Origin of the sequence: Citrobacter sp. CF971 (genome assembly GCF_006385635.1) — a bacterium.
In the GTDB taxonomy this organism is placed as follows: domain Bacteria; phylum Pseudomonadota; class Gammaproteobacteria; order Enterobacterales; family Enterobacteriaceae; genus Citrobacter; species Citrobacter freundii.
Genome location: NZ_CP041051.1, coordinates 1,823,755 through 1,847,218, shown reverse-complemented (window position 1 = coordinate 1,847,218; position 23,464 = coordinate 1,823,755). Strand labels below are relative to the sequence as shown.

The following is a 23,464-nucleotide window of genomic DNA, read 5'->3' as shown; positions in this document are numbered from 1 at the left end:
ACCCTCACTCATTGATGCGAGTTATCTTAACCACTCGCCGGTTTTTGGCAACCTTTACGCTGTAAAGTTATGTCCTTCCATCTGCTGGATATACCGCGATTTCAATCAGATTGAGATCGGGATCCCTGACATAAACCGAGCGAATCGGTCCTGTCGCGCCGGTTCGTGCAACGGGCCCTTCAATAATCTCAACTCCGTGGGTTTGAAACGTCTCTGTCACCTCTTCCAGGGTACGCGTGGTGATAAAACACAAATCCAGCGCCCCCGGCGTTGGCGCGTAGGCTTTAGGTTCAAACTCTTTTCCCCGAATATGGAGATTGATTTTCTGATTGCCAAAGACGAAGGCTTTCCGACCTTGTGCGAAAGTTTCCAACCTCATGCCTAAGAGCTCGACATAAAAACGAACGCAAGCCTCTTCATGATTGGTGGTTAGTACCAGGTGATCCAGGTGGTCGATCATAGTGATATCCATTTGGGTTGCTCGTCTCTGACACTTACCCTATTCATTCACGCGCGACAAGAAAAAGACAATCTACAGGGGTATTTGCAAATACTTAGCGCAATACCTTGCCATTCACGCTTTAAGGCGAAATGATAATTAATCATATTTTCGTCTTTGTTTATTACACTATAACATTGCTAAAAACACCCCTGAAAATATCACGGAAGTTATCATTCACTATTTACGAAGAATGCCAGAGAATATTTCAATGTCAGCACACAAATAATGCCCGCTACGTACTGATGCGTAAATGAAAGTAAGGGTCAGCGCATTTTCAGAGGATTTCCTTATTATATCCATACGCAATGAATAACGTATTCATTAGCAGATAATTTGTTTATCAAATGTTATTTAGAGTATATGGAAATGAAAAAATATTTATTACCCCTGATTGGGTTACTTTTTACAGTTAGCGCTCAGGCAGCATCATTTACCGACGGTAAAGAGTATATCACCCTGGAAAAACCCGTCGCTTCCGCCCCAGCTGCACTGAAGTTTTTCTCATTTTACTGTCCTTCCTGTTATCAGTACGATGAAGTTTTTGAAATCACGGATAACGTGAAAAAAGTACTGCCTGCTGATGTCAAACTCACCGAATACCACGTCGACTTTTTAGGTCCGCTGGGGCAAGACATGACACACGCCTGGTCCGTCGCCATGCTGTTAAACGTACAAGATAAAGTTAAACCGTTGCTTTTTGATGCCGTTCAGAAAAAACAAACCGTTAAAACAGCGGATGATATTCGTAACGTATTTATCAGCGCGGGCGTCAGTGCCAGTGATTATGATGCCGCCTGGAACAGTTTTGCCGTGAAATCCCTGACCGCTAAACAACAAGAAATGGCTAAAGCGGTAGATTTAACCGGTGTGCCCGCCATTTTTATCAACGGTAAATATATGATCAATCCAAAAGGACTGAAATCTGACGACCTAAACTCTTTTGTGAAGAGCTACGCGGATACGGTTCGCTATCTGATCACCAAATCCTGACGTTTCGCTAATCTCACTTTTCGCACCACACAACAGTCAAAAGCGCTGTTGGTGGTGCGCAATCACATCATTTAGACCAATATCCTTTCTTCCCGGTTGGCATTCGCCGTTATCAGGATTACCCTAAACTTAGCGGTGTTACCTGTTGTCGGGGTACACCTTCTTCAAGTGTTGATTTACACGAGAGAACGCTATGGAATTAAAGGATTATTACGCCATTATGGGCGTGAAACCGACAGACGATCTCAAGACAATCAAGACCGCCTATCGTCGACTCGCCCGTAAATACCATCCTGATGTCAGCAAAGAGACTGACGCTGAGGCCCGGTTTAAAGAGGTTGCTGAAGCCTGGGAAGTCCTGAGTGATGAACAGCGACGTGCCGAGTACGACCAACTGTGGCAGCATCGCAACGACCCTCAGTTCAGCCGTCAATTCCAGCAAGGAGAGGGGCAAAGCTACAGCGCCGAAGATTTCGACGATATCTTCTCCTCCATTTTTGGTCAGCGTGCGCACCAGTCGCGCCAGCGCCCTGCCAGCCGCGGGCATGACATCGAAATAGAAGTTGCCGTCTTCCTCGAAGAAACGCTTACTGAGCATAGCCGCACTATCAGTTACAACCTGCCAGTCTACAATGCGTTTGGCATGGTAGAACGAGAAATTCCTAAAACACTGAACGTGAAAATTCCGGCTGGCGTCGGTAACGGTCAGCGTATCCGCCTGAAAGGTCAGGGCACGCCCGGCGAAAACGGTGGGCCGAACGGTGATTTGTGGCTGGTGATTCATATTGCGCCGCATCCGCTGTTCGATATCGTTAATCAGGATCTGGAAGTTGTCGTTCCTCTGGCGCCGTGGGAAGCTGCGCTGGGTGCGAAAGTAACCGTTCCGACGCTGAAAGAGAGCATCCTGCTGACCATTCCTGCAGGCAGCCAGGCCGGTCAGCGGCTACGCATTAAAGGCAAGGGTCTGGTAAGTAAAAAACATACCGGCGATTTGTATGCGGTGATCAAGATCGTCATGCCACCGAAACCTGACGACACCAGTGCCGCCCTGTGGCAACAACTGGCAGATGCACAAAAGACCTTTGATCCGCGCAAAGAGTGGGGGAAAGCATAATGGCTAACGTTACCGTCACTTTTACCATTACCGAATTTTGTCTGTACACCGGTGTGTCAGAAGAAGAACTGCATGAGGTTGTCGGCTTAGGGGTGATAGAACCCTACGAAGACGAGACGTTTGACGATCATGCGCTGACCGTAATGCGTCGCGCGGTGCGCCTGCGTCAGGAGCTGGAACTTGACTGGCCAGGGATTGCCGTTGCATTGACGTTGCTGGAAGAGAACGCGCAGCTGCGTCAGGAAAACCGCCTGCTGCGCCAGCGGCTGTCCCGTTTTATCAGCCATCCTTAGTGCGTCAGGGCCAGCATGGTGCTGGCCTTTTTATTGTCCCGAAACCTGCTCTTAATGACATTAAGTAGTAGATGGCATACAGTCAGCGATAAGAATTATCTCAAACAATAAGACGTTGAGCCATGCAGCTTAAGCCCCTGACAAAAGGTCGTTTTCACAATATCTGGCAGCAAGATGATGCCTTAATTGAGAAGATATTCCAGGAACTGCTCTCTGAAACGCAGATGATCCACGAAGATGAGTATCTCTATCGCCAGGGGCAGGTAGTCGATCGACTTATCATGGTGCAATCAGGCAGAATTTCCCTGCGTTACAGCGCGGAAAATGGTCGCCGTTTTCAGTTGGGCGCAATGGAATGTGATGAGCAACTATTTGGTGAAATGGAGTTTTTTACCGGGTATCGCTGCCAGCTTGATATCGTGGCCGAAGAGCCGTTGACCGTGGCGGTGTGCAGCTGTGATCGTCTTGAAGAAGCGCTAAACCAGCACCCGAGACTGGCGATATTTTTTGCCAGTGCGATGGCGATTGATTATCAGGATATGCTGGAAATCTTCCTGCACCGGATGCTCTACCCTATCGTTCATAACGTGGCGTATGATCTGTATCGCCAGCATCAGAACAAACAGCCGATGGATGGTTTCCATAAAAAATACCAGGAAGCAGAACGGTTCGGCACCACCGATCGGGTCTATCGGCGGGCGGTTAAAGCCCTGACGGATGCCGGACTGGTAACGCGCACGAAGCAAGGACTGGAAATTAAGGATCTGGATGGACTGCGTAAATTCCTCGGCAATGACATCATTGACTGACACACCATCTCCGTAGAGAAGGTTGGTGTGTCAGTTCAGCGCAATCAGAATTTATAGGTAAGGTTGAAGTAGTGACCGAGTCCGGTGGTGCGCCCTGCTCCGCCGTGATTTTCCATCAATGCCATATTGCGGAAATACTTCAGGCCATAACCCACCGCATAATGCTCTGAATGCCAGTAGATACCGTTATACCATTCAATCGCGTTATTGCTGTATAACGGTTGATTAGCAATCTTGTTAGCGGCGAACTGATAGTCAAAGTAACCCTGATAGTTCAGGTAGCTGCCGTTGGCAAAGGTATAGAACGGCGTCGACCAGTTGGTCGAGAACATGTAGCCATCCCACTTGCCTTCGTTATCCGCACCGTAGTTTTCACGCACATAATGCGCATAGATGTTCATTCCCACCAGACCAAACCACGGAACCTTAACATCTGTGCCCAGACCAACATAATGTTCAAATAATTCCCGGTCGCCAATGTTATTTACCGTTGCGATATAGAATTCGTTAAATGGCCCAACGGATAAATCTTTATTTAAAATAGCATCCAGGGAAAAACGTGGGGATATCTTGGAGAAAAAGTTATCGCCACCATGGCGGTCATCCTGCTTGCGGTCAAAAATATCAAAGAAATCGACATAACCATACAGATCGATAACTCCGGAACGCGCCCCAAACTCCAGTTCCAGATAAGTGTCATTACGAATACCATAAGGCACTTTCGCATCCACACTTTGCATTAAGTTCATCTGCATCCAGTTAAAATCATTTTTACGGACGTTGCCATCGGTATAATCAGCAGCAAGCGCTTGCGTACAGCTCATTACAACGATTGCGCCCAGAACTGTTTTTTTAACCATTGATTTATTCTTCATCATTTTCAATTCCTTTGAGCAAGGTTGAGTGTCGCCCCACCAAATAAATGGTGTGGCGACTGACTATCTAATTAGAGAGGTAAGTGTTATTACTGTGCTTTGTTACGTTTAAGTTTTAATGTACCCATCAACATGATAAAGATTATTAAATATAATACTGGTATTGCGTACATAATTTTCTGCAAGCCCATTGTTTTTTCCATTAGCGCACTGATCGCTGGACTAAACATAGCCCCGGCGCTACCGCTAATTAAAATATATGAAACATTCTGACTACTTGCGCGCTTCACAAATGAAACTCCGTAGGCAATAAAGGAGTTATACAGCGCCGCACAGACGAATCCGTAACTATAAGCCAGATAATCAAGCCCCGAGATGTTTTCTTTCGTTACAATAATGGTCGTAATAACGCAAGCGAGCAAAATAATACTCAACAGGAAATAATGTATCCTCACTCGAGAAACAATGACAGTTGATACTAGCGCCCCAACCAACGCCGCTCCCCAGTATTGCGTAATAATATTACCGGCTTCCTCAAAAGGAATGCCAAATTTGTTCTTCACAAATAATGGTGCCCAGGTCAGGAAGGTATACAGCGCCAGCATACCTAAGAACAGACCAATACCTCCGCTAATAATCCCTGGGTTCCACTCAGACTTCACCGCGTCTGTCCGATCCTCCGCAGACGCGGTTTCACAGGCAGTAAAACGAGTGAGCGCCACCACACCTAACGTAAGTAAGGCCACCATGCCAACACTTAGATAGCTGTAACTCCATGACATATTGTGCGTCAGGGCGTAGGTGGTGATCAGCGGGAAAACCACGCCTGCGACGTTAAAGGTGGCGTCTTGTACCACCAACATTGTACTTTGAATGCGATCCTGCCATACCGAAACGACAATCGTTCCTGCCACACACAGGCCAATCCCACCGCAAAAGCCCACCAAAGTCATGGCAACCATCACTGGCCATAAGCCGGGGCTTAAGTGCATTGCCAGCGAACAGAGGAACACTATCGAATAGATAATAAACGTCATTCGCTTGACGCCAATTTTTTCTATCAGGAAAAAGGCGGCGATGGTCCCCGCTAATGCCCCACCGTTAAGCAGCGAAAATATCGAGGCAACGGTATTCACATCAGCACTGTAACGTACCGCAATCGGTTCAATCAGCATTCCAAACTGACTGGCAAACCCCGCCATAATAAAATTTGCCAGAAAACTAATCAGTGTAAGTGCTATTTTATTCTTCATATAATGACATCCCTGATTGGTTCAATTAAAAGCCAATGCTAAGCCGTAACGACTGTATTTAGCGCCAGCTCAATCATATTTTTAAAAGTTAATTGTCGTTCCTCTGCCGTGGTTTCTTCGCCTGTCAGGCAATGATCGGACACCGTTAAAATAGCCAGTGCTTCAATATTAAATTGGTGTGCTAAGGCGTATAAGCCGGCCACCTCCATATCCACACCCAGTACACCAAACTTTTCCAGTGCAGGAATGAGGTTTTCGTCAGGATCGTAATAAAGATCGCCACTGAAAACATTACCGACCTTAATGTCGATTCCGGCCTTCTGTGCCAGCATCCACGCCTGTTGTAGTAATGGGAAGTGAGCGGACGTCGCCATCGTGTAGCCCGCGCTACGTTTTAAATTTGTGACAGAGTCAGTACCGGCAGCGAGAGCCAGAATAATGTCGCGCATTTTGACATGCGGTTGTGTTGCCCCCAGACTACCGACGCGAATAATTCTCTTCACATTAAAATCATGTACCAGCTCATGGGCGTATAGCGTCATAGACGGAATACCCATACCGTGTCCCATCACCGAAACAGGTTGACCAAAATAAAGACCGGTATAGCCCAGCATATTACGCACGTTGGTAACTTCGCGGTAATCCATGAGATAATTTTCGGCAATAAATTTTGCGCGCAGCGGATCGCCCGGCATAATCACAGTTGGCGCAAAATCACCCGCTTTAGCATTAATATGTGCAGTCATAACAATTCCTGAATTATGGGTATTGGAGATATGCAGGGATTGTAACCAGACGTTTGCAGAGGATTGAGGACAAAAGTCCTGCTCAAAGGATCGGCCTCTCATTTCTGAGAGTTAGAGTTGCAGGCTTAGGATGCAGAGGAAAACTATGCCTCGGCAACAGTTAGGAAAAGCAAGACCCAGAACAATAAAAGAACAGATTAGCCCCCAAATCGCTGGTGACTACCGCGTTGGCGCGAGTAGCCATAGCAGCGTCAATATTGTTTTGAAAGTGGTCTTATTGTTATTATCGTATTCCACTCTAAGCTTGGATGCCTGCCATGACCCGATTAAGGTTTAGTGAGATGACTCACGCCGATATACCTGCTGTTCAGTCATTCCTTATTAAGCATCTTAATTTGTTCTTCAATGCCGGGAGAGTCATGCCTGCTGCTGAAGAAGATATCTTCGATCTCAAGCAGCAGTATATTTTGCAAGAAAGAAATCTATTACTTTGCGCATGGAGTGAAAAACAAGAGCTCATCGCTACACTTGCGGTATGTCAATATGATGATCGTATCACTGAGCTACGTGGGCACTATAATTTGCCTGAAACGGCAGAAATTTGTCGTTGCTACGTGGATGCGCGCTACCGCAGACAGGGAATCGGAAGCCGGTTGTTTGCTTTAGCTCAAATGTTCTGCCAGCAGCAAAAATATAAAACCTTATATCTGCATACTCATCATTTCTTGCCTGGAGGGTATCATTTTTGGTTGCGTAAAGATTTTAGCGTCGTTATGGATATGCAGGATGAATGGCAATTGGTACATATGCAGAGATCACATTATTAAATTAACCCAACGCTAATTAACTGCGTTATTGATAACGATCAATATGATTAAATTGAAAAAATAAAACCGTGTTTATAGTTTGATCAATGTCAATCAATTCTCATTTAGCTTTTTATTGTTATTTTCATGTATACATCCGAGATAAAGGATTTAAGCATAACCAACTGTAAAACATAACAATTTTACCAAAGGTGTGAGGTTTTCCCTGTTTATTCATACGGTTGACCTCGTTAACAATTGCCGTTAGAGTCGCTTTTGACAGCATTTCATTACATTTTTGTATATGAATAGGAATATGGTGAGAATTATTCAATTCAATTCCATAACTGCCCCCGCAACTGTAGGCGGATGCAGAATATCCTTGTGTGGTTAATAAGCCACAGGTCACTGTAAAGCTCGTCTTTATGGGAAGGCCGATATTCTGATTACCGTGAGTCAGGAGACCTGCTGTCAACGATGTATACCATTAAGTGGACGGGATGGTCCATGGGATGAATTATTTGACGTAAGCAGTAGTGTATTTATGAATAAGATTTTGGCTAAGTAAGGCTTATTTGCATTTGTTGCATATCTTCATTCTTAAAATTCACGATTTAATGTCATCTATCTTCATGTCTCCTCCCGATATATGGAATGAAATGAGCCATGACCAGACTTTAAGATTCTGGCATCAACGGGACGATGATAATGCACGCTAATTCTACATTTTTCTCTTCTAAAAAAACGCTTCTGGCTATTGTTGGAACCACTGTACTGTTGACTTCCGGTTTTTCTAACGCGGCAAAAACCGAATATCCTCTGACGATTAAAAACTGTGGACGCGATATTACCTTTAATCAGGCACCAACGCGCGTGGCAACCGTGGGTCAGAACAGTACCGAGATTCTCTATTCACTGGGGCTGGCCGATCGCGTCGTGGGTACTTCGTTGTGGTTTGGCCCGGTACTGGATGCTTACAAAGCAGCAAATGAAAAAGTTGCCGTCATTGCGCAAAATATTCCCAGCTTTGAAGGAATTGTGGCTAAAAAACCAGATCTGGTCGCCAGCCAGTTTGAATGGCAAATCGGCCCTGCTGGCACAGTTGCCTCATACGAACAGTTTAGTGAACTGAAGGTGCCCGTTTACACCGCGCCAGCTGACTGTGCTAAGGATAACGAAGATGGGGGTGATGGTGTTCGTAAGGGCATGTTTGATATTGCTATGGTGTATCAGGAAGTCGCCGATCTGGCAAAAATTTTTGATGTTCAGGATAAAGGCGAAGCGCTGATTGCCAGCCTTAAAGCGCGTGAATCAGCAGCAAAAAATAAAATTACCGGCATGGATAAGAATGTTTCTGCCGTGTTCTGGTTCTCAAGCGCCGATTTACAGCTCGATCCTTACGTTGCCGGGAAGTTTGGCCCAGCAGCATGGATAGCCCAAACGCTGGGTGTGAAAAATGTCATTGATTCTGCTGAAGAGTGGCCAACGGTGGGCTGGGAAACCATCGCTAAAGCAAATCCTTCCGTCATTGTGCTCGGTGAGATGAGCCGCCGACGCTTCCCGGCAGATGACTGGAAGATCAAGATGGAATACCTCCAGTCCGATCCTGTCACCAAACTGATTCCTGCCGTCAAAGAAAACCATCTGCCGGCCATTGACGTACAGACAATGAATGCCGGGATCAGAACTATTGATGGGGTGGAAAAACTGGCTGACGCTCTGGTTGAATATGGCTTAGCGCATCCGCAGGCTGCTCATTAATCTACATTTTGCGCTATATCACGGCACGGTATAGCGCATCTCCGTTACTCAGGAACGCAGATAATCATGAGTGATTCTCGCAGGATGCGTCGCGCTGTTGGTCAGCTTGCGGTGAGAGTCGGTGGTCATGCCGTTTGGGTCAGTGCGCTGATGTGTTGCGTACTGCTGGCGGGGATTTCCATCGGCGAAACGTTTATCCCCTGGCAGCACGTACTCAGCACGTTGGCAAATCATCTTTTCGATACCCACTATCCTGTCGATGCACTGGATGCGGGGATCGTCTGGAACTACCGCCTGACCCGAGCACTGGTCTCAGCAAGCTGCGGCGCCTGCCTGGCTGTTTCTGGCGTAGTGTTGCAGTCGTTGCTGCGCAATGCGCTCGCCGAACCTTATCTACTGGGGATTTCTGCCGGAGCATCTACCGGTGCGGTGCTGATTGCGCTCACGGGACTGGGGGCTGGCATCATCAGTATGTCTTTAGGGGCGTTCATTGGTGCGCTGACGGCATTTCTGTTCGTTGCGCTATTGGCGATGGCCGCTGGCGGTAAACAAGGCGGCGGGATTACAACCCAAATCATTCTTGCCGGGATCGCCAGTTCGCAACTGTTCAATGCGATTACGTCGCTTATCATCACCCGCTCAGCAAACGCCGAGCAAGCACGCGGAATTATGTTCTGGTTGTTAGGCAATTTGAGCGGTGTACGCTGGCCCGATGTTGTCTTAGCTATTCCTACCGCTCTGGTCGGTATTGCGCTGTGCTTCTGTTATGCCCGCCACCTTGATGCGTTCTCCTTTGGCGCTGAATCCGCGGCATCGTTGGGCATTCCAGTCAAACGTACTCGCGCAGTACTAATTGCTGCTGTCACCGGTATGACTGCGATTATGGTCTCCATTGTTGGTGCGATCGGCTTTGTCGGTCTGGTGATCCCTCATGCCGCTCGTTTGCTGGTCGGCAACCAGCATCATCGACTGCTGCCGGTTAGTGCGCTTACCGGCGCCATTTTCCTCATTGTCGCCGATGTTATTTCCCGCACGTTACTACCCGGCCAGGTACTGCCCATTGGGGTAATCACGGCTTTGGTCGGCGCGCCTGCGTTTTCAATCATTCTGATAAGAGGAAACCAGAACAAATGACGGTAAACCTCGTACAGCCACTTGTTACCTCTGCGCAAGCCGTTATTGAAGCCTGCAATCTGCGTTGGAAGGTAAAGGGTAAGACGATTGTTGATGATATTTCTCTCCGCGTAACTCCCGGCGAGTTTGTCGGTATCATCGGTCCCAACGGCTCGGGCAAAACGTCACTGATTTCACTGCTGGCCGGTTTGCTGAAGCCGACTTCCGGGCACATCACTCTGCGGCAAAAAGCGCTCCAGCACTATTCGCGGCGTCATCTTGCGCAACATGTGGCGCTGGTCGAACAACAGGCTGAAACCAGCGAGCGGCTTACCGCTTTACAAGCCGTTTCTCTGGGACGGACCCCCTGGCTTAGCCTGCTCACCCCCTGGTCTGCCAAAGATGACGATATCGTACAAACGATGCTGGAGAAGGTCGATCTCAGTGAATTACAGCACCGCTGCTGGCATACCTTTTCCGGGGGAGAAAAACAGCGCCTGCATATTGCACGGGCGCTGGCGCAGCAGCCGCAATTGTTGCTGATGGACGAACCCACCAACCATCTCGACATTCAACATCAGATTGGCCTGCTGAGTCTGGTTAAACGTGAAAAGCTCACGGTGATTGCTGCTCTGCACGACCTTAATCATGCCGCAATGTTCTGCGATCGCATCATCGTAATGACCTCCGGACAAATGGCGATGCAGGGTAAACCTTGCACCGTTTTTACCCGCGATAATCTCCATGCCTGGTTTGGTATCGACGCCGTTGTCGAACATGAAGCGGGTAGTGAAAACTGTTTTATTCGTTATCAAAGACCTGATGAATTTTAAGGAAGAATCGATGAAATACCTCAAACAGAGTCTGAAAGTTTTGTGTTTACTCGCCCTCGCCTCTTCAGCCTTCGCGCAAACTCACGAAGTGTTGATGAAGAATCGTGGGTCTGCGGGGCCGATGGTCTACGAGCCGGATTATCTGGAGATCCAACCCGGTGATACGGTGAAGTTTATCCGTAAGCATAAGAGCCACAACGCGGCTTCAATTGCTGAATTGTCTCCGGCTGACTATCCCGGTTTCATGGGAAAAATAGATGAAGAGATCGAGGTGACTTATGACAATCCTGGATTTTACGGCATCAAATGTTCACCGCATTACGCTCAGGGCATGGTGATGATGATTAAGGTTGGCGATACCACGTTACCGGACAGCTATCGGGCATTCAAAGCGCCGGGTATTGCTGATAAGCGCTTTCAGGAAATTTACGCGCGTATCGACAAACAATAATCCGCATTACTCTGGGAGAAATACAAGGTGGCAGATAAAAAACTTGCAGATGGCGAAATCCAGGAACAGCGTCGGGAATGCCTGTGTAAACTGACGAAATTCGTCGGCGCGGCGGGCGTCGCGGCTGCCGTGTGGCCGCTGGTTTCGGCCTTAAGCCCGGATGAGAAAACGCTAGGGGAAAATGAACCGATTGATGTTTCTCTTGCGGGTGTTGCTGCTGGACAAACCATCAGGCGCATATGGCAGGGAAAGCTGATTCTTATTCACCACCGCACGCAGGAAGAGATTGTCGCCGCCAGAAATACCAACTGGCATACGCTTATTGATCCACAGTCTGACAGCGAGAGGGTCTCTGCCGTTCATCCCCAATGGCTGGTGGTTCAAGGGTACTGTCCACATGCCGGATGTGTCCCCAACGCCCAGCCGGGAGGGCTGGGCTGGATTTGTCCGTGCCACGGCTCGGAATTTGATACCTCCGGGCGCGTGACGCGCGGCCCCGCAACGGCCAACCTGGCAATCCCGGATTACGCCTTTCATTCTGATGGTCAGATCGTGCGTATCGGCACTAAGGAAGCCTGACATGATGAGTGAGCGCGTCTATTCGCTTCGCTGGCGAATTCCTTTTCCTCGTTCGATTGCCGGACTCTGGCTGTTCGCTATCGGCGCAATCCTGCTGGTTATGCTCGGCGTGCAGATCCTGACAGGTATCGTACTGGCGATGTTTTACGTGCCGACAGCCGGGCTGGCATTTGACTCCATTATTCATATTATGCGTGCGGTTCGCCACGGAGAACTGATACGCAATATGCATGCTATTGGCGCATCGCTCTTTTTCTTTGCCTGTTATCTGCATATTTTTCGCGGTATGTACTACAACGTGTACCGCAAGCCCTGGACAACAATGTGGTTGATTAGCGTCACGCTGTATATCCTCCTGATGATAACCGCATTTCTTGGTTATAGTCTTATCTGGGGGCAAAAAAGCTACTGGGCGGCAACGGTCATTACTCGCTTTGCCCAGGCCATTCCGCTAGTGGGTGATACGTTATACGCATATTTAGTCGGTAGCCATACGCCGGGAACACCGATGCTTGGCCGCTTTTTTGTTATCCACTTTATTCTTCCTTTTATGATTGTCGTGGCAACGGTTTTTCATATACGAACCGTACAGTCAGCGTTTGCCCAAGCGATGAAAAAGAAGTTCAGCGAGAAAGAGTCCAGGAGCCTGTTGTTCGATTACAAAATTACCGATCTCGATGCCATCAAAATCACCCTTTTTTTGATGCTCTTCGCCTGGTTTTTATTCTTTGCTCCGCACTATCTGAGCAGCGCCGATAACTTTATTCCCGCAGACCCAACGATTACACCGGCAATTGTTGCGCCAGAATGGTATTTCCTTCCCTTCTTCTCCATCTTGCGCTGCTTCCCGAATGAATTCGTAGGACTAGCCGCGATGTGCGGTTCGATACTGATTTTCTATTTTCTTCCCTGGCTTGATACCTCCCGGGCTCGTTTTCGCCATTACAGCAAGCTGGTCAAATGCGGATTCTGGCTGTGGGTCATCAATGCCTGCTTTTTAGGCTGGTTAGGATCGAAAGCGCTGGTTGGCCCCGACCTTCTTGACGGTTTTCGTAACGAAGAAGGTTGGATACGTGCCGCGTCCCAGCTTTCGACGCTGATTTGGTTTGCCTGGTTTTTAATCGTATTACCTTGCCGTCGTTTTCTGGAAAAACAGGACTGATAATGAAACGACTATTGAAATTCAGTGTTCTGTGTTTTTCTCTATTGGGACTGGGCTCCACCTATGCGCAAGAAGCCACGCCTGAACGACAGGAATGGAGTTTCAGCGGCATCAATGGCCAGTATGATAAAGAGCAGCTTCGGCGTGGTCTGCAGGTTTATGAAGAGAAGTGTCGCGCTTGTCACGGCATGAAGCACCTTACCTTTCGAACCTTGACCAGATCCGGCGGCCCGGAACTCACGGAAGAAGAAGCAAGAAGTATCGCTAACGGCTATCAGTTTCCTGAGATTCAGGATGACGGCCAGATGGGTGAGCGGGACGGGACGCTAAATGACAGCTTTATATCGCCATATTTAAACGAGCGGGAAGCTCGATACCTTAATAATGGCGCAGAACCTGTTGACCTGAGCTATATCGTCCGCGCCCGCTCATACGATCGTGGATTTCCGCAATTCCTGTTAGATGCTTTTCTGCCCTACACGGACCAGGGAGCTGATTACGTCTACGCGTTACTCACCGGCTATCTGCCTGACGATCCCGAACTGAAGGCTAACCGCTATTTTCCGGGCGGCGTGATTAACATGCCGAAACCGCTGAATAGCGGAGAGATCCAATGGAGTCCGGCGTCGCAGAAAGCTGAAACTGAGGAGCAATACGCCAGGGATGTTACCGCCTTTCTGGCATGGGCAGCCGATCCGGCGCTCTCTGAACGAAAACAGCAAGGGATTTACGTTATGGGCTATCTGGCTATTATGCTGGGGCTGCTATGGATATTACGACGAATGAAGAGACGTTCGCTCATGTAGCTTTTGCGAGGCGGGGTGATTACTCAGTTCACCAGCATTCAACCGGTCAGCAGCACTGTTGCTCTTGCGCGACTAAGACGAGTAAAGGAAGACAAAATATAAACCGAGCAAAACGAAAAAACCCCAAGCTATTTCATAGCTTGGGGTTTATGTTTGGCGGAAGCGTAGAGATTCGAACTCTAGAACCCTTTCGGGTCGCCGGTTTTCAAGACCGGTGCCTTCAACCGCTCGGCCACGCTTCCAATGAGGCGCACTATAAACATCCCGAACGGACCTGTAAAGCACCAATGTGTTCGTTTGCCTGAAAAACAGCCAAAATGTTGTTAATCGACTGAAATAACAACAGATTGACCATTTAATCAGCACAAATACCGACTACAACGCTTAATGTTTTTTGATGTACATATCTTTGGTGTAGTAATTTCCCCGGTTATCCGGCGCAAATCCCCCCACCCACGGCTTCACCAGATGCGTGCGGACATAGTGGTAAACCGGAATCGCAGGGACATCATCGCCTAAAAGATCTTCCGCCTGCTGATAGTATTTGCCTCGTTCTTCCAGTGAATTTGCTTTCGCCGCATTACGCATCGCTTCATCAAAGGCGGGGTTGCTGTACTTGGTAGTATTCTCGCTATCACCGGTACGGAAAATATTGAGGAAACTTGAAGCATCATCATAATCGGCTATCCACGCATAGCGCACGACGTCAAAATTACCGGTGTGCATAGTGTCCAGCATGGTTTTCCATTCCTGGTTTTGCAGCTTCGCCTCGACGCCAAGGTTTTTCTTCCACATCGACGATGCGGCAATCGCAATACGCTGGTGCGTTTCGAAGGTGTTGTAGAGCAAATTCAAGCTAAGCGGATGCTCAGGACCAAAACCGGCTTCAGCAAGCAGTTTTTTGGCTTCAGCAATACGTTTTTCGAGCGGCCATGACGCATACTCCGGGGCATGCAGTTTCACCCCACCTATTTCCGGCTGGCTGATAACCCACGCTGCTCGCTGCCCCTGCCCCATCACCTTTTGCGCAATGATGTCTTTATCCAACGCCATATTCAGCGCCCGGCGCACGCGCGGATCATTAAACGGCGCGCGGGTTGTATTGAACTGATAGTAATACGTTGAAAGCTGGGGAGAGACATGCAGTTCATCGCCCATCGTTTTTTTCAGTTGGGCGAACTGATTGACCGGTACGCTATAAACAATGTCGATTTCACCGGCCTTATAGCGGTTTACGTCAGCCGACTCTGAGCTGATGGGCAAATAAGTAACTTTATTAATAACCGTATGCTGATCGTCCCAGTAATGTGGGTTACGCTCGGCAACGATGCGCTCATTGACCACCCATTGCGATAGTTTGTACGGCCCACTGCTGACAAAATGTTCTGGTCGGGTCCACTTGTCGCCAAAACGCCCAATCAGAACTTTATCCAGCGGCACCAGCGATGGATGCGCCAGCATCGCCAGAAACGCCGCCGTCGGTTGCGTCAGGGTAATTTGCAGCGTGGTATCATCCAGGGCTTTTACCCCTAGTGTAGCGGGATCTTTATTCCCTTGGGCAATATCAACCGCGTTCGCAACATGCATATTGCCCAGATACGAAGCATAAGGTGAAGCCGTTTGCGGCGAGACCAGACGCTGCCAACTCCAGACAACATCCGGTGCGGTAATCGCAGAGCCATCAGACCAGGTAATGCCCGGACGTAAATGAAAGGTCCAGATAGTATTGTCTTTATTCTCCCAGGATGCCGCAAGGCGGGGCTCGATAGACCCATCCTGCTTGACAGCAACCAGACCGTCGAACATATCGCTGATTAAATTAAACTCAACGTTGCTTTCGACTTTATGCGGATCCAGCGATGCCGGCTCACTGCCGTTATTTCTCACCAGTTCCTGCTTTTCAGCCAATGCTGTTCCTGCGGGAACATGAGCTGCCCATGCCGCGCCGTTTATTGATATCACACAGGCGGCCAACAGCGTAAACGTAAATACCTTCGATTTGTGTTGAGTCATTCCCTGCACCTTATTGTTCTGTTTTATGATGACACCGCAATCACTCATAAAGGGATGCAGTAAATAACGCAATATTTTTCAGTGACCTATAAGATGTCGATCTGACATTTTCAAACAATAAGTGGTAACATCTAATTTAGACACTTTTGCTGAAATAATATGCTTAAGTCTGGCGGGTTAAAATGCGTAAAGATGGGTAAAACCGCTGTGTCATTCCCCTTGATTTCATTATCCTCCATCATTAATTACATCTGTCATAAGAGAGTGACTCATGGATCGTATTATTAGTTCTTCGCGCGACCGTACATCGCTACTCAGCACGCATAAAGTGCTGCGCAATACCTATTTTCTGCTCAGCCTGACGCTGGCGTTTTCTGCCATCACCGCAACGGCAAGCACCGTGCTGATGCTGCCATCCCCGGGTCTAATCCTGACGCTGGTGGGTATGTATGGTCTGATGTTCCTGACATATAAAACTGCGGATAAGCCGGTCGGAATTCTGTCTGCTTTCGCATTCACCGGCTTCCTGGGCTACATTCTGGGACCGATTCTGAACACCTACCTGTCTGCAGGCATGGGTGATGTTATCGGTATGGCGCTGGGCGGCACTGCTCTGGTCTTCTTCAGCTGCTCTGCCTATGTGCTGACCACCCGTAAAGACATGTCCTTCCTCGGCGGTATGCTGATGGCAGGTATCGTGGTGGTGCTGATTGGTATGGTTGCGAATATCTTCCTGCAACTGCCAGCTCTGCATCTGGCCATCAGCGCGGTGTTTATTCTGATTTCTTCAGGCGCTATCCTGTTTGAAACCAGCAATATCATCCGTGGCGGTGAAACCAACTACATCCGTGCAACGGTCAGCCTGTATGTTTCGCTGTACAACATCTTCGTCAGCCTGCTGAGCATTCTGGGCTTCGCCAGCCGCGACTAAGTTGTCAACTCGCACTATCCAGCCCCGCTTATGCGGGGCTTTCTTTTTTGGTAAACTGCCGCCAGTTTGACTAACGTAGTGACAAATTATGTTGATCTTTGAAGGTAAAGAAATCAGTACCGATAGCGAAGGCTATCTGAAAGATACCACGCTGTGGAGCGAGCCGCTGGCCGAGAAAATCGCCGAAAACGAAGGCATTACGCTCTCCGCAGAACACTGGGAAGTGGTGCGTTTTGTCCGCGATTTTTATCTGGAATTTAATACCTCCCCCGCTATCCGCATGCTGGTAAAAGCGATGGCCAACAAGTTTGGCGAAGAGAAAGGCAACAGCCGTTATCTCTACCGCCTGTTCCCAAAAGGTCCGGCCAAGCAGGCGACTAAAATTGCCGGCCTGCCGAAACCGGTGAAATGTATTTAATAACGGATACTAAATCCCTTTAGTTCGTCGCCAGGACGATGGGGTTCGCTGAGAACTCTGTCAACCCTGGCGCTTCGCGGCCCCCCGGCTTTCAACCACTTCATCAGTTGTTCCACCCGGTCACTTTCACCGCAGGCGACAACCTCTACGCTGCCGTCATCCATATTCTTCGCGTATCCGGTCAATCCCAGCCGTTGTGCTTCATGCTGGGTGGTGTAGCGAAATCCTACCCCCTGAACCCGGCCATAGACCCAGGCGATTATGCAGACTTTCGACATTGCGGTTCTCCTTATCATCACAGCGCGCGTTGCAAATATGCGTAAAACTCAGGACAATGGCGCCCATTTCTTTGAATTGACAGAATAGTAAATTATGAGTGTACGTTTAGTGTTAGCCAAAGGGCGCGAAAAATCATTACTGCGCCGCCATCCGTGGGTATTTTCCGGTGCTGTCGCACGTATGGAAGGTAAAGCCAACCTCGGTGAAACCATCGATATTGTTGACCATCAGGGTAAATGGTTAGCACGCGGCGCGTACTCACCCGCGTCGCAGATCCGTGCACGCGTCTGGACATTTGACAAGTCTGAGTCCATCGATATTGATTTCTTTACCCGTCGTCTGCAGCAGGCGCAGACATGGCGTGACTGGCTGGCGAAAAAAGACGGTCTGGACAGCTACCGTCTGATCGCCGGAGAATCCGATGGTCTGCCGGGTGTCACCATTGACCGCTTCGGCAACTTCCTGGTGTTGCAGTTGCTCAGTGCGGGAGCTGAATACCAACGCGCCGCCCTGATTAGCGCTCTGCAAATTGTTTTCCCGGACTGCGCCATTTATGACCGTAGCGATGTGGCCGTGCGTAAAAAAGAAGGTATGGAGCTGACTCAAGGGCCAGTAACGGGCCAGCTTCCGCCAGCACTGCTGCCAATTGAAGAGCACGGCATGAAGCTACTGGTTGATATTCAGCATGGTCACAAAACCGGCTACTACCTCGATCAACGCGATAGCCGCCTGGCCACGCGTCGTTATGTGGAAAATCAGCGTGTGCTGAACTGTTTCTCTTATACCGGTGGATTTGCGGTTTCAGCATTAATGGGTGGCTGCCGTCAGGTCGTCAGCGTTGACACCTCTCAGGAAGCGCTCGATATTGCCCGCCAGAACGTGGAACTGAACAAGCTGGATCTGAGCAAAGCTGAGTTCGTGCGTGATGATGTGTTCAAACTTCTGCGAGCTTATCGCGATCGTGGTGAGAAATTCGACGTCATCGTGATGGATCCGCCGAAATTTGTCGAAAACAAAAGCCAGTTGATGGGTGCCTGCCGCGGCTATAAGGACATCAATATGCTGGCTATTCAGTTACTCAATCCGGGCGGCGTACTGCTGACTTTCTCCTGCTCTGGGCTTATGACCACCGATTTATTTCAGAAAATCATCGCTGATGCCGCAATAGATGCTGGTCGTGATGTACAATTTATAGAGCAGTTCCGTCAGGCCGCCGATCACCCGGTGATCGCTACCTACCCGGAAGGGCTGTATCTGAAAGGGTTTGCCTGTCGCATCATGTAACTTGAAAAGTGGAATATTACCCTTACATAGAGGGTATCTATTTCCCGGGAGGTGACTATGATTGCCAGCAAATTCGGTATCGGCCAGCAGGTCCGCCATTCCCTGTTAGGTTACCTCGGAGTGGTCGTGGATATCGACCCGGAATATTCGCTTGATCAACCGTCAGCCGATGAGTTGGCGGTTAACGACGAACTTCGCGCCGCTCCCTGGTATCACGTGGTGATGGAAGACGATAATGGTCTGCCAGTACATACGTATCTGGCCGAAGCACAACTGAGTAGTGAGCTACAGGAAGAACATCCGGAGCAACCGTCGATGGATGAACTGGCGCGAACAATTCGAAAACAGCTTCAGGCCCCGCGCCTGCGCAATTGATGCAAACACAGACCCGATTAGCTAATCGGGTCTGTGCGTTTTGTTCGGCTACAGATCCACCTTACTTCGCCAGTCCCAGCCGCGGGATCTCAATCGCCGGGCAACGATCCATCACCACCGTCAACCCTGCATCACGAGCCAGTACGGCTGCTTGCTCGTTAATCACGCCGAGCTGCATCCATAGGGTCTTCGCGCCGATGGCAATTGCCTCCTGAGCAACACCCCACGCCGCTTCGGAATTACGGAAGACATCTACCATATCCACTTTCTCTGGTACATCTGCCAGCGTCGCATAGCCCTGCTGCCCCAGCAGTGTTTTTCCGGCAACTTTCGGTGAAACAGGAATAACGTGATAGCCCTGATCGAGTAAATATTTCATAACCCGATAGCTTGGGCGATCGGGTTTATCGCTTGCACCCACCAGTGCAATCGTGCGGGTCGTTGTCAAAATGCCAGCAATATCGGTCTCTTTCATCGTTTTCCTCCAGGCTGTTTAGCAAAGTGTACGACAAACCTGACTTTGCGACCATTCATCCCATACTGGCGCATGAGAGCTAAACTCAAAAATATGTCTATATGTTAGTAAACATGATTATCGAAAAATTTAGATACATCTTATACAGATTTTTTCTGGACAGGAGAAACTTATGAAAGCCGGCATTGTGACAGCCTTAATTGCCCTGTGTTTGCCGGTAACCGTTTTTGCTACCTCTCTACGTCTGTCTAATGATATTGACCTTCTGGTGCTGGACGGAAAAAAAGTCTCCAGCTCATTACTGCGTGGTGCCGAAAGTATTGAGCTGGAAAATGGTCGGCACCAGCTCGTGTTTCGCGTAGAAAAAACCATTCGCCTGTCCAGCCACGAAGAACGTCTGTATATTTCGCCCCCGCTGGTCATCAGCTTTGATACCCAACTCGTCAGTCAGGTTAATTTTCACCTGCCACGTCTGAGCAACGAGCGAGATGCAACGCATTTTGACGATGCCCCACGCGTAGAACTGCTGGATGGGGATTCCATGCCTATACCGGTTAAGCTGGATATTCTGTCAATCACATCCACCGCAAAAATCGTAGATTATGAAATGGAAACAGAGCGCTATAACAAAGCGGCTAAGCATGCGTCTTTACCGCAATTTGCCACGATGATGGCCGATGACAGTTCGCTGCTTTCCGGGGTATCTGAACTGGACCGCGTGCCGCCTCAGTCACAAACGCTGACTGAGCAGCGCTTAAAATATTGGTTTCAACAGGCTGACGCACAAACGCGAAGTAACTTCTTACAATGGGCTGAGAAACAGCCCCCATCGTGACATTTATGTTCGTATACGCATTTTTTTTGTCTTTCTCTTGCAGCGTCAAGTGCTTCCAGTACTCTGTAACAAGGTTAACTTGGGAGCTGTACTATGGAATTAACGACTCGCACATTACCAGCGCAGAAACATATTGCGTTGGTCGCACACGATCACTGCAAAAAGATGTTGATGAGCTGGGTTGAACGCCACCAGCCATTACTGGAACAACACGTTCTGTATGCTACAGGGACAACTGGAAATTTAATTCAACGCGCGACAGGAATGGACGTCAATGCCATGCTGAGCGGCCCAATGGGGGGTGACCAGCAGGTGGGTGCGCTAATTTCAGAAGGGAAAATTGATGTGCTGATTTTCTTCTGGGATCCGCTCAACGCCGTTCCCCACGATCCTGATGTCAAAGCCCTGCTACGCCTGGCCACAGTCTGGAACATTCCGGTCGCCACCAACGTGTCAACGGCTGATTTTATTATCCAGTCGCCAAACTTTAACGACGCAACGGATATCTTGATCCCGGATTACGCCCGTTATCTTGCAGAACGCCTCAAATAAACGCTAAGCAGGCGGCAACTGCCGCCTGCTTTTCAGGGTTTCCGGGTCACCGGAACGTCTAATTGCTTAAGCTCATCAACAAAACATGATGGCGCGTCTTTACTAAACAGTAGCCATACCCGATGCCGCGCACGCGTTAGCGCCACATACAGCAACCGCCTCTCTTCAGCATCAGGAAAATCTTCAACAGCCGGGAGTAACGCCTCTTCCATAATCGACTCACGAGCCGGAGCCGGAAAACCGTCATTCCCGTCATGAAGCCCCATAACAATGACGTAATCCGCCTGCTGCCCTTTGCTGGCATGAATAGTCATAAAATCCAACTGCAGCTTGGGCCAGCGGGTGGCCGCTTTGTCCAGGCTGGCTGGCTTCAGATGATGGTACCGCGCCAGTACCAGAATTCTCTCTTCAGCTTTCACAAAACCCGACAGCTTATCCAGCAACAGATCTAACTGACTTTCATCGAGCAACGTGACGGCTTTTTTATCACCGGTCGTCAGACTGTTCAGCGGTTTCGTGAGCTGATGTGGGTTTTGCTGGATCAACTGGTTTGCGACTTCGCCAATCCGGCTATTAAAACGGTAAGTCGTATCCAGATTACAGCTATCGCCCTCACCAAAATTTTGCTGGAATGCGGTCGTCAGAGAAAGCTTTGCTCCGCTGAACCGGTAAATGGCCTGCCAGTCATCTCCCACGGCAAACAGCGTGGTCTGCGAGTTTTGCTTTCGCAAGGCGGCTAACAGGGCGGCGCGCTGAGGGGAAATATCCTGAAATTCATCGACCAGAATATGTTTCCACGGACTGATAAACCGCCCCTTCTCCAGAATGACAATAGCCTGATGGATCAACCCGGAGAAATCGACGGCATTCTCATCCTTCAGGGCACTCTTCCAGGCCTTGAGCAGCGGCGCCATGAGCTTTATGCGTTTACTGAACAGATCGCGGATCTCCTCCGGAGCATTAGCAATCATCTCCGCCTGTGCTCCACCATGCATCCGCATCAAACTAACCCAGCGATCCAACCGGGAGGCCAGACGGCGCTGTAATTTTTCGTCATCCCAGAAGTTACCTTCGGGTACAGACCACTGCATTTCTTCTTCTAACCATTGTCGCCAGCCTTTAGCCTGAGCCTTTTTCTCACTGCACTGCTGACGCCAGGTCGTTATAAAGAGTTTACTGCGAGCGGCGGCATCATTTTCCAGCTTGCTCACTGTTGGAACTTTTTTGCTACCTTGCGAAATAATGTACAACGCCAGTGAATGGAACGTCCGTGCAGTGACCTCGTCCGTATGCAGACGCTCACGAATGCGGTCATCCATCTCCTGGGCTGCTTTGCGTCCAAACGCCAGCAACAGGATCTGTTCTGGCGCGGCTTCTCCTCGTGCAAGCAGCCAGCCCGCACGGGCGACCAATACGGATGTTTTGCCGCTTCCGGCCCCCGCAAGAACCAATAAAGATTGCTCACCGTTCACTACCGCACGCGCCTGAGCCGGATTCAACGGCGAAGATTCAATATGCTGGAAAAACTCAGCATACTCTTCCAGCATTGCCTCGGTGTACGCCTGATTGTGCTGTAAGCGGCAGGCTTCAATGTCCTTCAACCATGCCTGGCATTGACGTAACGCCTCCCGGCAATTTTCAAATTCTTCCAGCCGATTAACCGGGAGCGGTAACGCGGCAAAGGCACGGCGAATCTGCTGCTGCAGCCCTGACGTTTGTTCGCGCGTCAGCCATTTACTTTCACTAGTACGGGCCGCTATCGCATCCAACTGCTGCTGTAAAACCCCCGCAGCAACGTCACTCATTTCCTGGCTCCACTGTTGCCAGAGTGCATTCAAATGATGATGGAAGCGCTGGGTTTCCGCCCACTCTGTACCGTGAAGACGAACCACCTTCTCATCCGGGAGTACAAACTCCAGCTCGCCCCACACCAGACCACGTTTGCAATGAATAGCCAGTAACTGATTGAAGGGAATAAGATACTCGTGACGATCGCCGGAAACTTTAATCCCGGCATTGAGAATAACGGCCCGATCGTAAGGGTGTTGTGCCAGACGTTTTCCAAGAGAAGTAGCTTTCAGTTCCATAAGACTCAAGCGGATCCACACGAAGAGGTTTGCTTATCAGTGTAACCGCCAGAGAAAACGTGCTCCAGCCCAAAAAAACGTTACAATTGCCGAATTCACAGAAAACCAGAGTTAACCGAGGG

The 23,464-nt window shown here is 49.2% G+C and carries 26 protein-coding genes, 1 tRNA gene and 1 riboswitch; of the genes, 18 read left to right on the top strand and 9 right to left on the bottom strand.

The annotated features are described in order from the left end of the window. Positions 1-67 precede the first annotated feature (67 nt). Positions 68-472: a VOC family protein gene (locus E6P06_RS12235; protein WP_003846865.1), complete on the bottom strand. Its 405-nt coding sequence runs from the start codon at positions 470-472 to the stop codon at positions 68-70. A 396-nt stretch (positions 473-868) separates the two neighbouring features. Between E6P06_RS12235 and dsbA the strand changes: the two genes are divergently transcribed. The 4 genes from dsbA (at position 869) to E6P06_RS12215 (ending at position 3,708) form a co-directional block, all read left to right on the top strand. Then, the gene (gene dsbA, locus E6P06_RS12230) at positions 869-1,492 is read left to right on the top strand and encodes a thiol:disulfide interchange protein DsbA (RefSeq protein WP_003035960.1); all 624 of its coding nucleotides are present in this window, start codon (positions 869-871) and stop codon (positions 1,490-1,492) included. A gap of 193 nt (positions 1,493-1,685) precedes the next feature. After that, complete coding sequence (gene cbpA / locus E6P06_RS12225; protein WP_003035957.1) at positions 1,686-2,606, top strand: curved DNA-binding protein; 921 nt, start codon at positions 1,686-1,688, stop codon at positions 2,604-2,606. Beyond that, on the top strand, positions 2,606-2,899 hold the full coding sequence (gene cbpM / locus E6P06_RS12220) for a chaperone modulator CbpM (protein ID WP_003035954.1): 294 nt from the start codon (positions 2,606-2,608) through the stop codon (positions 2,897-2,899). Before cbpA ends, cbpM begins: the two co-directional genes overlap by 1 nt. 122 nt (positions 2,900-3,021) lie before the next feature. Beyond that, on the top strand, positions 3,022-3,708 hold the full coding sequence (locus tag E6P06_RS12215; protein ID WP_003846869.1) for a Crp/Fnr family transcriptional regulator: 687 nt from the start codon (positions 3,022-3,024) through the stop codon (positions 3,706-3,708). Between the two features lie 44 nt (positions 3,709-3,752). Here E6P06_RS12215 and E6P06_RS12210 read toward each other — a convergent pair whose 3' ends face one another. From E6P06_RS12210 to deoD, 3 genes are all read right to left on the bottom strand, one after another. Then, a complete protein-coding gene (locus E6P06_RS12210) occupies positions 3,753-4,586 on the bottom strand; it encodes an outer membrane protein OmpK (protein WP_139935277.1) in 834 nt (277 codons plus the stop codon). 86 nt (positions 4,587-4,672) lie between these two features. Next, positions 4,673-5,836, bottom strand: a complete 1,164-nt coding sequence (gene tsgA, locus E6P06_RS12205; RefSeq protein WP_016149894.1) for an MFS transporter TsgA — start codon at positions 5,834-5,836, stop codon at positions 4,673-4,675. Positions 5,837-5,874: 38 nt separating this feature from the next. Then, positions 5,875-6,582 carry a purine-nucleoside phosphorylase gene (gene deoD, locus E6P06_RS12200; protein ID WP_106902498.1) on the bottom strand — a complete coding sequence of 236 codons (708 nt, stop codon included), beginning with the start codon at positions 6,580-6,582 and terminating at the stop codon, positions 5,875-5,877. 317 nt (positions 6,583-6,899) lie between these two features. Between deoD and E6P06_RS12190 the strand changes: the two genes are divergently transcribed. The 8 genes from E6P06_RS12190 to E6P06_RS12155 all read left to right on the top strand — a co-directional run bounded on the left by E6P06_RS12190 (position 6,900) and on the right by E6P06_RS12155 (position 14,093). Continuing rightward, complete coding sequence (locus tag E6P06_RS12190) at positions 6,900-7,409, top strand: GNAT family N-acetyltransferase (protein WP_016149892.1); 510 nt, start codon at positions 6,900-6,902, stop codon at positions 7,407-7,409. Between the two features lie 242 nt (positions 7,410-7,651). Next, positions 7,652-7,876, top strand: a riboswitch (cobalamin riboswitch). 220 nt (positions 7,877-8,096) lie between these two features. Next, a complete protein-coding gene (locus E6P06_RS12185; RefSeq protein WP_003035934.1) occupies positions 8,097-9,149 on the top strand; it encodes an ABC transporter substrate-binding protein in 1,053 nt (350 codons plus the stop codon). 66 nt (positions 9,150-9,215) lie between these two features. Next, positions 9,216-10,283: an iron ABC transporter permease gene (locus E6P06_RS12180; protein WP_054528248.1), complete on the top strand. Its 1,068-nt coding sequence runs from the start codon at positions 9,216-9,218 to the stop codon at positions 10,281-10,283. Next, the gene (locus E6P06_RS12175) at positions 10,280-11,095 is read left to right on the top strand and encodes an ABC transporter ATP-binding protein (protein ID WP_139935276.1); all 816 of its coding nucleotides are present in this window, start codon (positions 10,280-10,282) and stop codon (positions 11,093-11,095) included. The genes E6P06_RS12180 and E6P06_RS12175 overlap by 4 nt, the downstream gene beginning before the upstream one ends. A 10-nt stretch (positions 11,096-11,105) precedes the next feature. Next, the gene (locus tag E6P06_RS12170) at positions 11,106-11,546 is read left to right on the top strand and encodes a pseudoazurin (protein ID WP_003035925.1); all 441 of its coding nucleotides are present in this window, start codon (positions 11,106-11,108) and stop codon (positions 11,544-11,546) included. A 27-nt stretch (positions 11,547-11,573) separates the two neighbouring features. Further along, positions 11,574-12,125, top strand: a complete 552-nt coding sequence (gene petA, locus E6P06_RS12165) for a ubiquinol-cytochrome c reductase iron-sulfur subunit (RefSeq protein WP_044700748.1) — start codon at positions 11,574-11,576, stop codon at positions 12,123-12,125. Position 12,126: 1 nt separating this feature from the next. Beyond that, positions 12,127-13,287 (top strand): cytochrome b N-terminal domain-containing protein, encoded by a 1,161-nt coding sequence (locus tag E6P06_RS12160; RefSeq protein ID WP_016149886.1) that lies wholly within the window; start codon positions 12,127-12,129, stop codon positions 13,285-13,287. A gap of 2 nt (positions 13,288-13,289) precedes the next feature. Next, on the top strand, positions 13,290-14,093 hold the full coding sequence (locus tag E6P06_RS12155; protein WP_008320240.1) for a cytochrome c1: 804 nt from the start codon (positions 13,290-13,292) through the stop codon (positions 14,091-14,093). Positions 14,094-14,247: 154 nt separating this feature from the next. Here the strand turns inward: E6P06_RS12155 and E6P06_RS12150 are convergent. Further along, positions 14,248-14,335 (bottom strand) — tRNA-Ser (locus E6P06_RS12150). Between the two features lie 142 nt (positions 14,336-14,477). Beyond that, the gene (locus tag E6P06_RS12145; protein WP_139935275.1) at positions 14,478-16,106 is read right to left on the bottom strand and encodes an ABC transporter substrate-binding protein; all 1,629 of its coding nucleotides are present in this window, start codon (positions 16,104-16,106) and stop codon (positions 14,478-14,480) included. Between the two features lie 271 nt (positions 16,107-16,377). Between E6P06_RS12145 and yccA the strand changes: the two genes are divergently transcribed. Together yccA and tusE are read left to right on the top strand one after the other, a co-directional pair. Further along, the gene (gene yccA / locus E6P06_RS12140; RefSeq protein WP_003035917.1) at positions 16,378-17,037 is read left to right on the top strand and encodes an FtsH protease modulator YccA; all 660 of its coding nucleotides are present in this window, start codon (positions 16,378-16,380) and stop codon (positions 17,035-17,037) included. An 88-nt stretch (positions 17,038-17,125) separates the two neighbouring features. Further along, positions 17,126-17,455 (top strand): sulfurtransferase TusE, encoded by a 330-nt coding sequence (tusE, locus tag E6P06_RS12135; RefSeq protein ID WP_003035914.1) that lies wholly within the window; start codon positions 17,126-17,128, stop codon positions 17,453-17,455. Here tusE and yccX read toward each other — a convergent pair. Next, complete coding sequence (gene yccX, locus E6P06_RS12130; protein WP_003035911.1) at positions 17,452-17,733, bottom strand: acylphosphatase; 282 nt, start codon at positions 17,731-17,733, stop codon at positions 17,452-17,454. The genes tusE and yccX overlap by 4 nt on opposite strands. A gap of 94 nt (positions 17,734-17,827) precedes the next feature. Here yccX and rlmI point away from each other — a divergent pair, with 94 nt between their 5' ends. Both rlmI and hspQ read left to right on the top strand, forming a co-directional pair. Next, positions 17,828-19,018 (top strand): 23S rRNA (cytosine(1962)-C(5))-methyltransferase RlmI, encoded by a 1,191-nt coding sequence (gene rlmI / locus E6P06_RS12125; protein WP_048233409.1) that lies wholly within the window; start codon positions 17,828-17,830, stop codon positions 19,016-19,018. A 57-nt stretch (positions 19,019-19,075) separates the two neighbouring features. Then, positions 19,076-19,393: a heat shock protein HspQ gene (gene hspQ / locus E6P06_RS12120; RefSeq protein ID WP_003035905.1), complete on the top strand. Its 318-nt coding sequence runs from the start codon at positions 19,076-19,078 to the stop codon at positions 19,391-19,393. A gap of 61 nt (positions 19,394-19,454) precedes the next feature. Here hspQ and E6P06_RS12115 read toward each other — a convergent pair whose 3' ends face one another. Continuing rightward, on the bottom strand, positions 19,455-19,868 hold the full coding sequence (locus tag E6P06_RS12115; protein ID WP_003035903.1) for a CoA-binding protein: 414 nt from the start codon (positions 19,866-19,868) through the stop codon (positions 19,455-19,457). 172 nt (positions 19,869-20,040) lie between these two features. Here E6P06_RS12115 and E6P06_RS12110 point away from each other — a divergent pair, with 172 nt between their 5' ends. Both E6P06_RS12110 and mgsA read left to right on the top strand, forming a co-directional pair. After that, positions 20,041-20,703 carry a DUF2057 family protein gene (locus E6P06_RS12110; protein WP_003836835.1) on the top strand — a complete coding sequence of 221 codons (663 nt, stop codon included), beginning with the start codon at positions 20,041-20,043 and terminating at the stop codon, positions 20,701-20,703. A gap of 93 nt (positions 20,704-20,796) precedes the next feature. Further along, complete coding sequence (gene mgsA / locus E6P06_RS12105; RefSeq protein WP_044700753.1) at positions 20,797-21,255, top strand: methylglyoxal synthase; 459 nt, start codon at positions 20,797-20,799, stop codon at positions 21,253-21,255. Positions 21,256-21,287: 32 nt separating this feature from the next. Here mgsA and helD read toward each other — a convergent pair whose 3' ends face one another. Beyond that, positions 21,288-23,342 (bottom strand): DNA helicase IV, encoded by a 2,055-nt coding sequence (gene helD / locus E6P06_RS12100; protein ID WP_139935274.1) that lies wholly within the window; start codon positions 23,340-23,342, stop codon positions 21,288-21,290. Between the last annotated feature and the right edge of the window lie 122 nt (positions 23,343-23,464).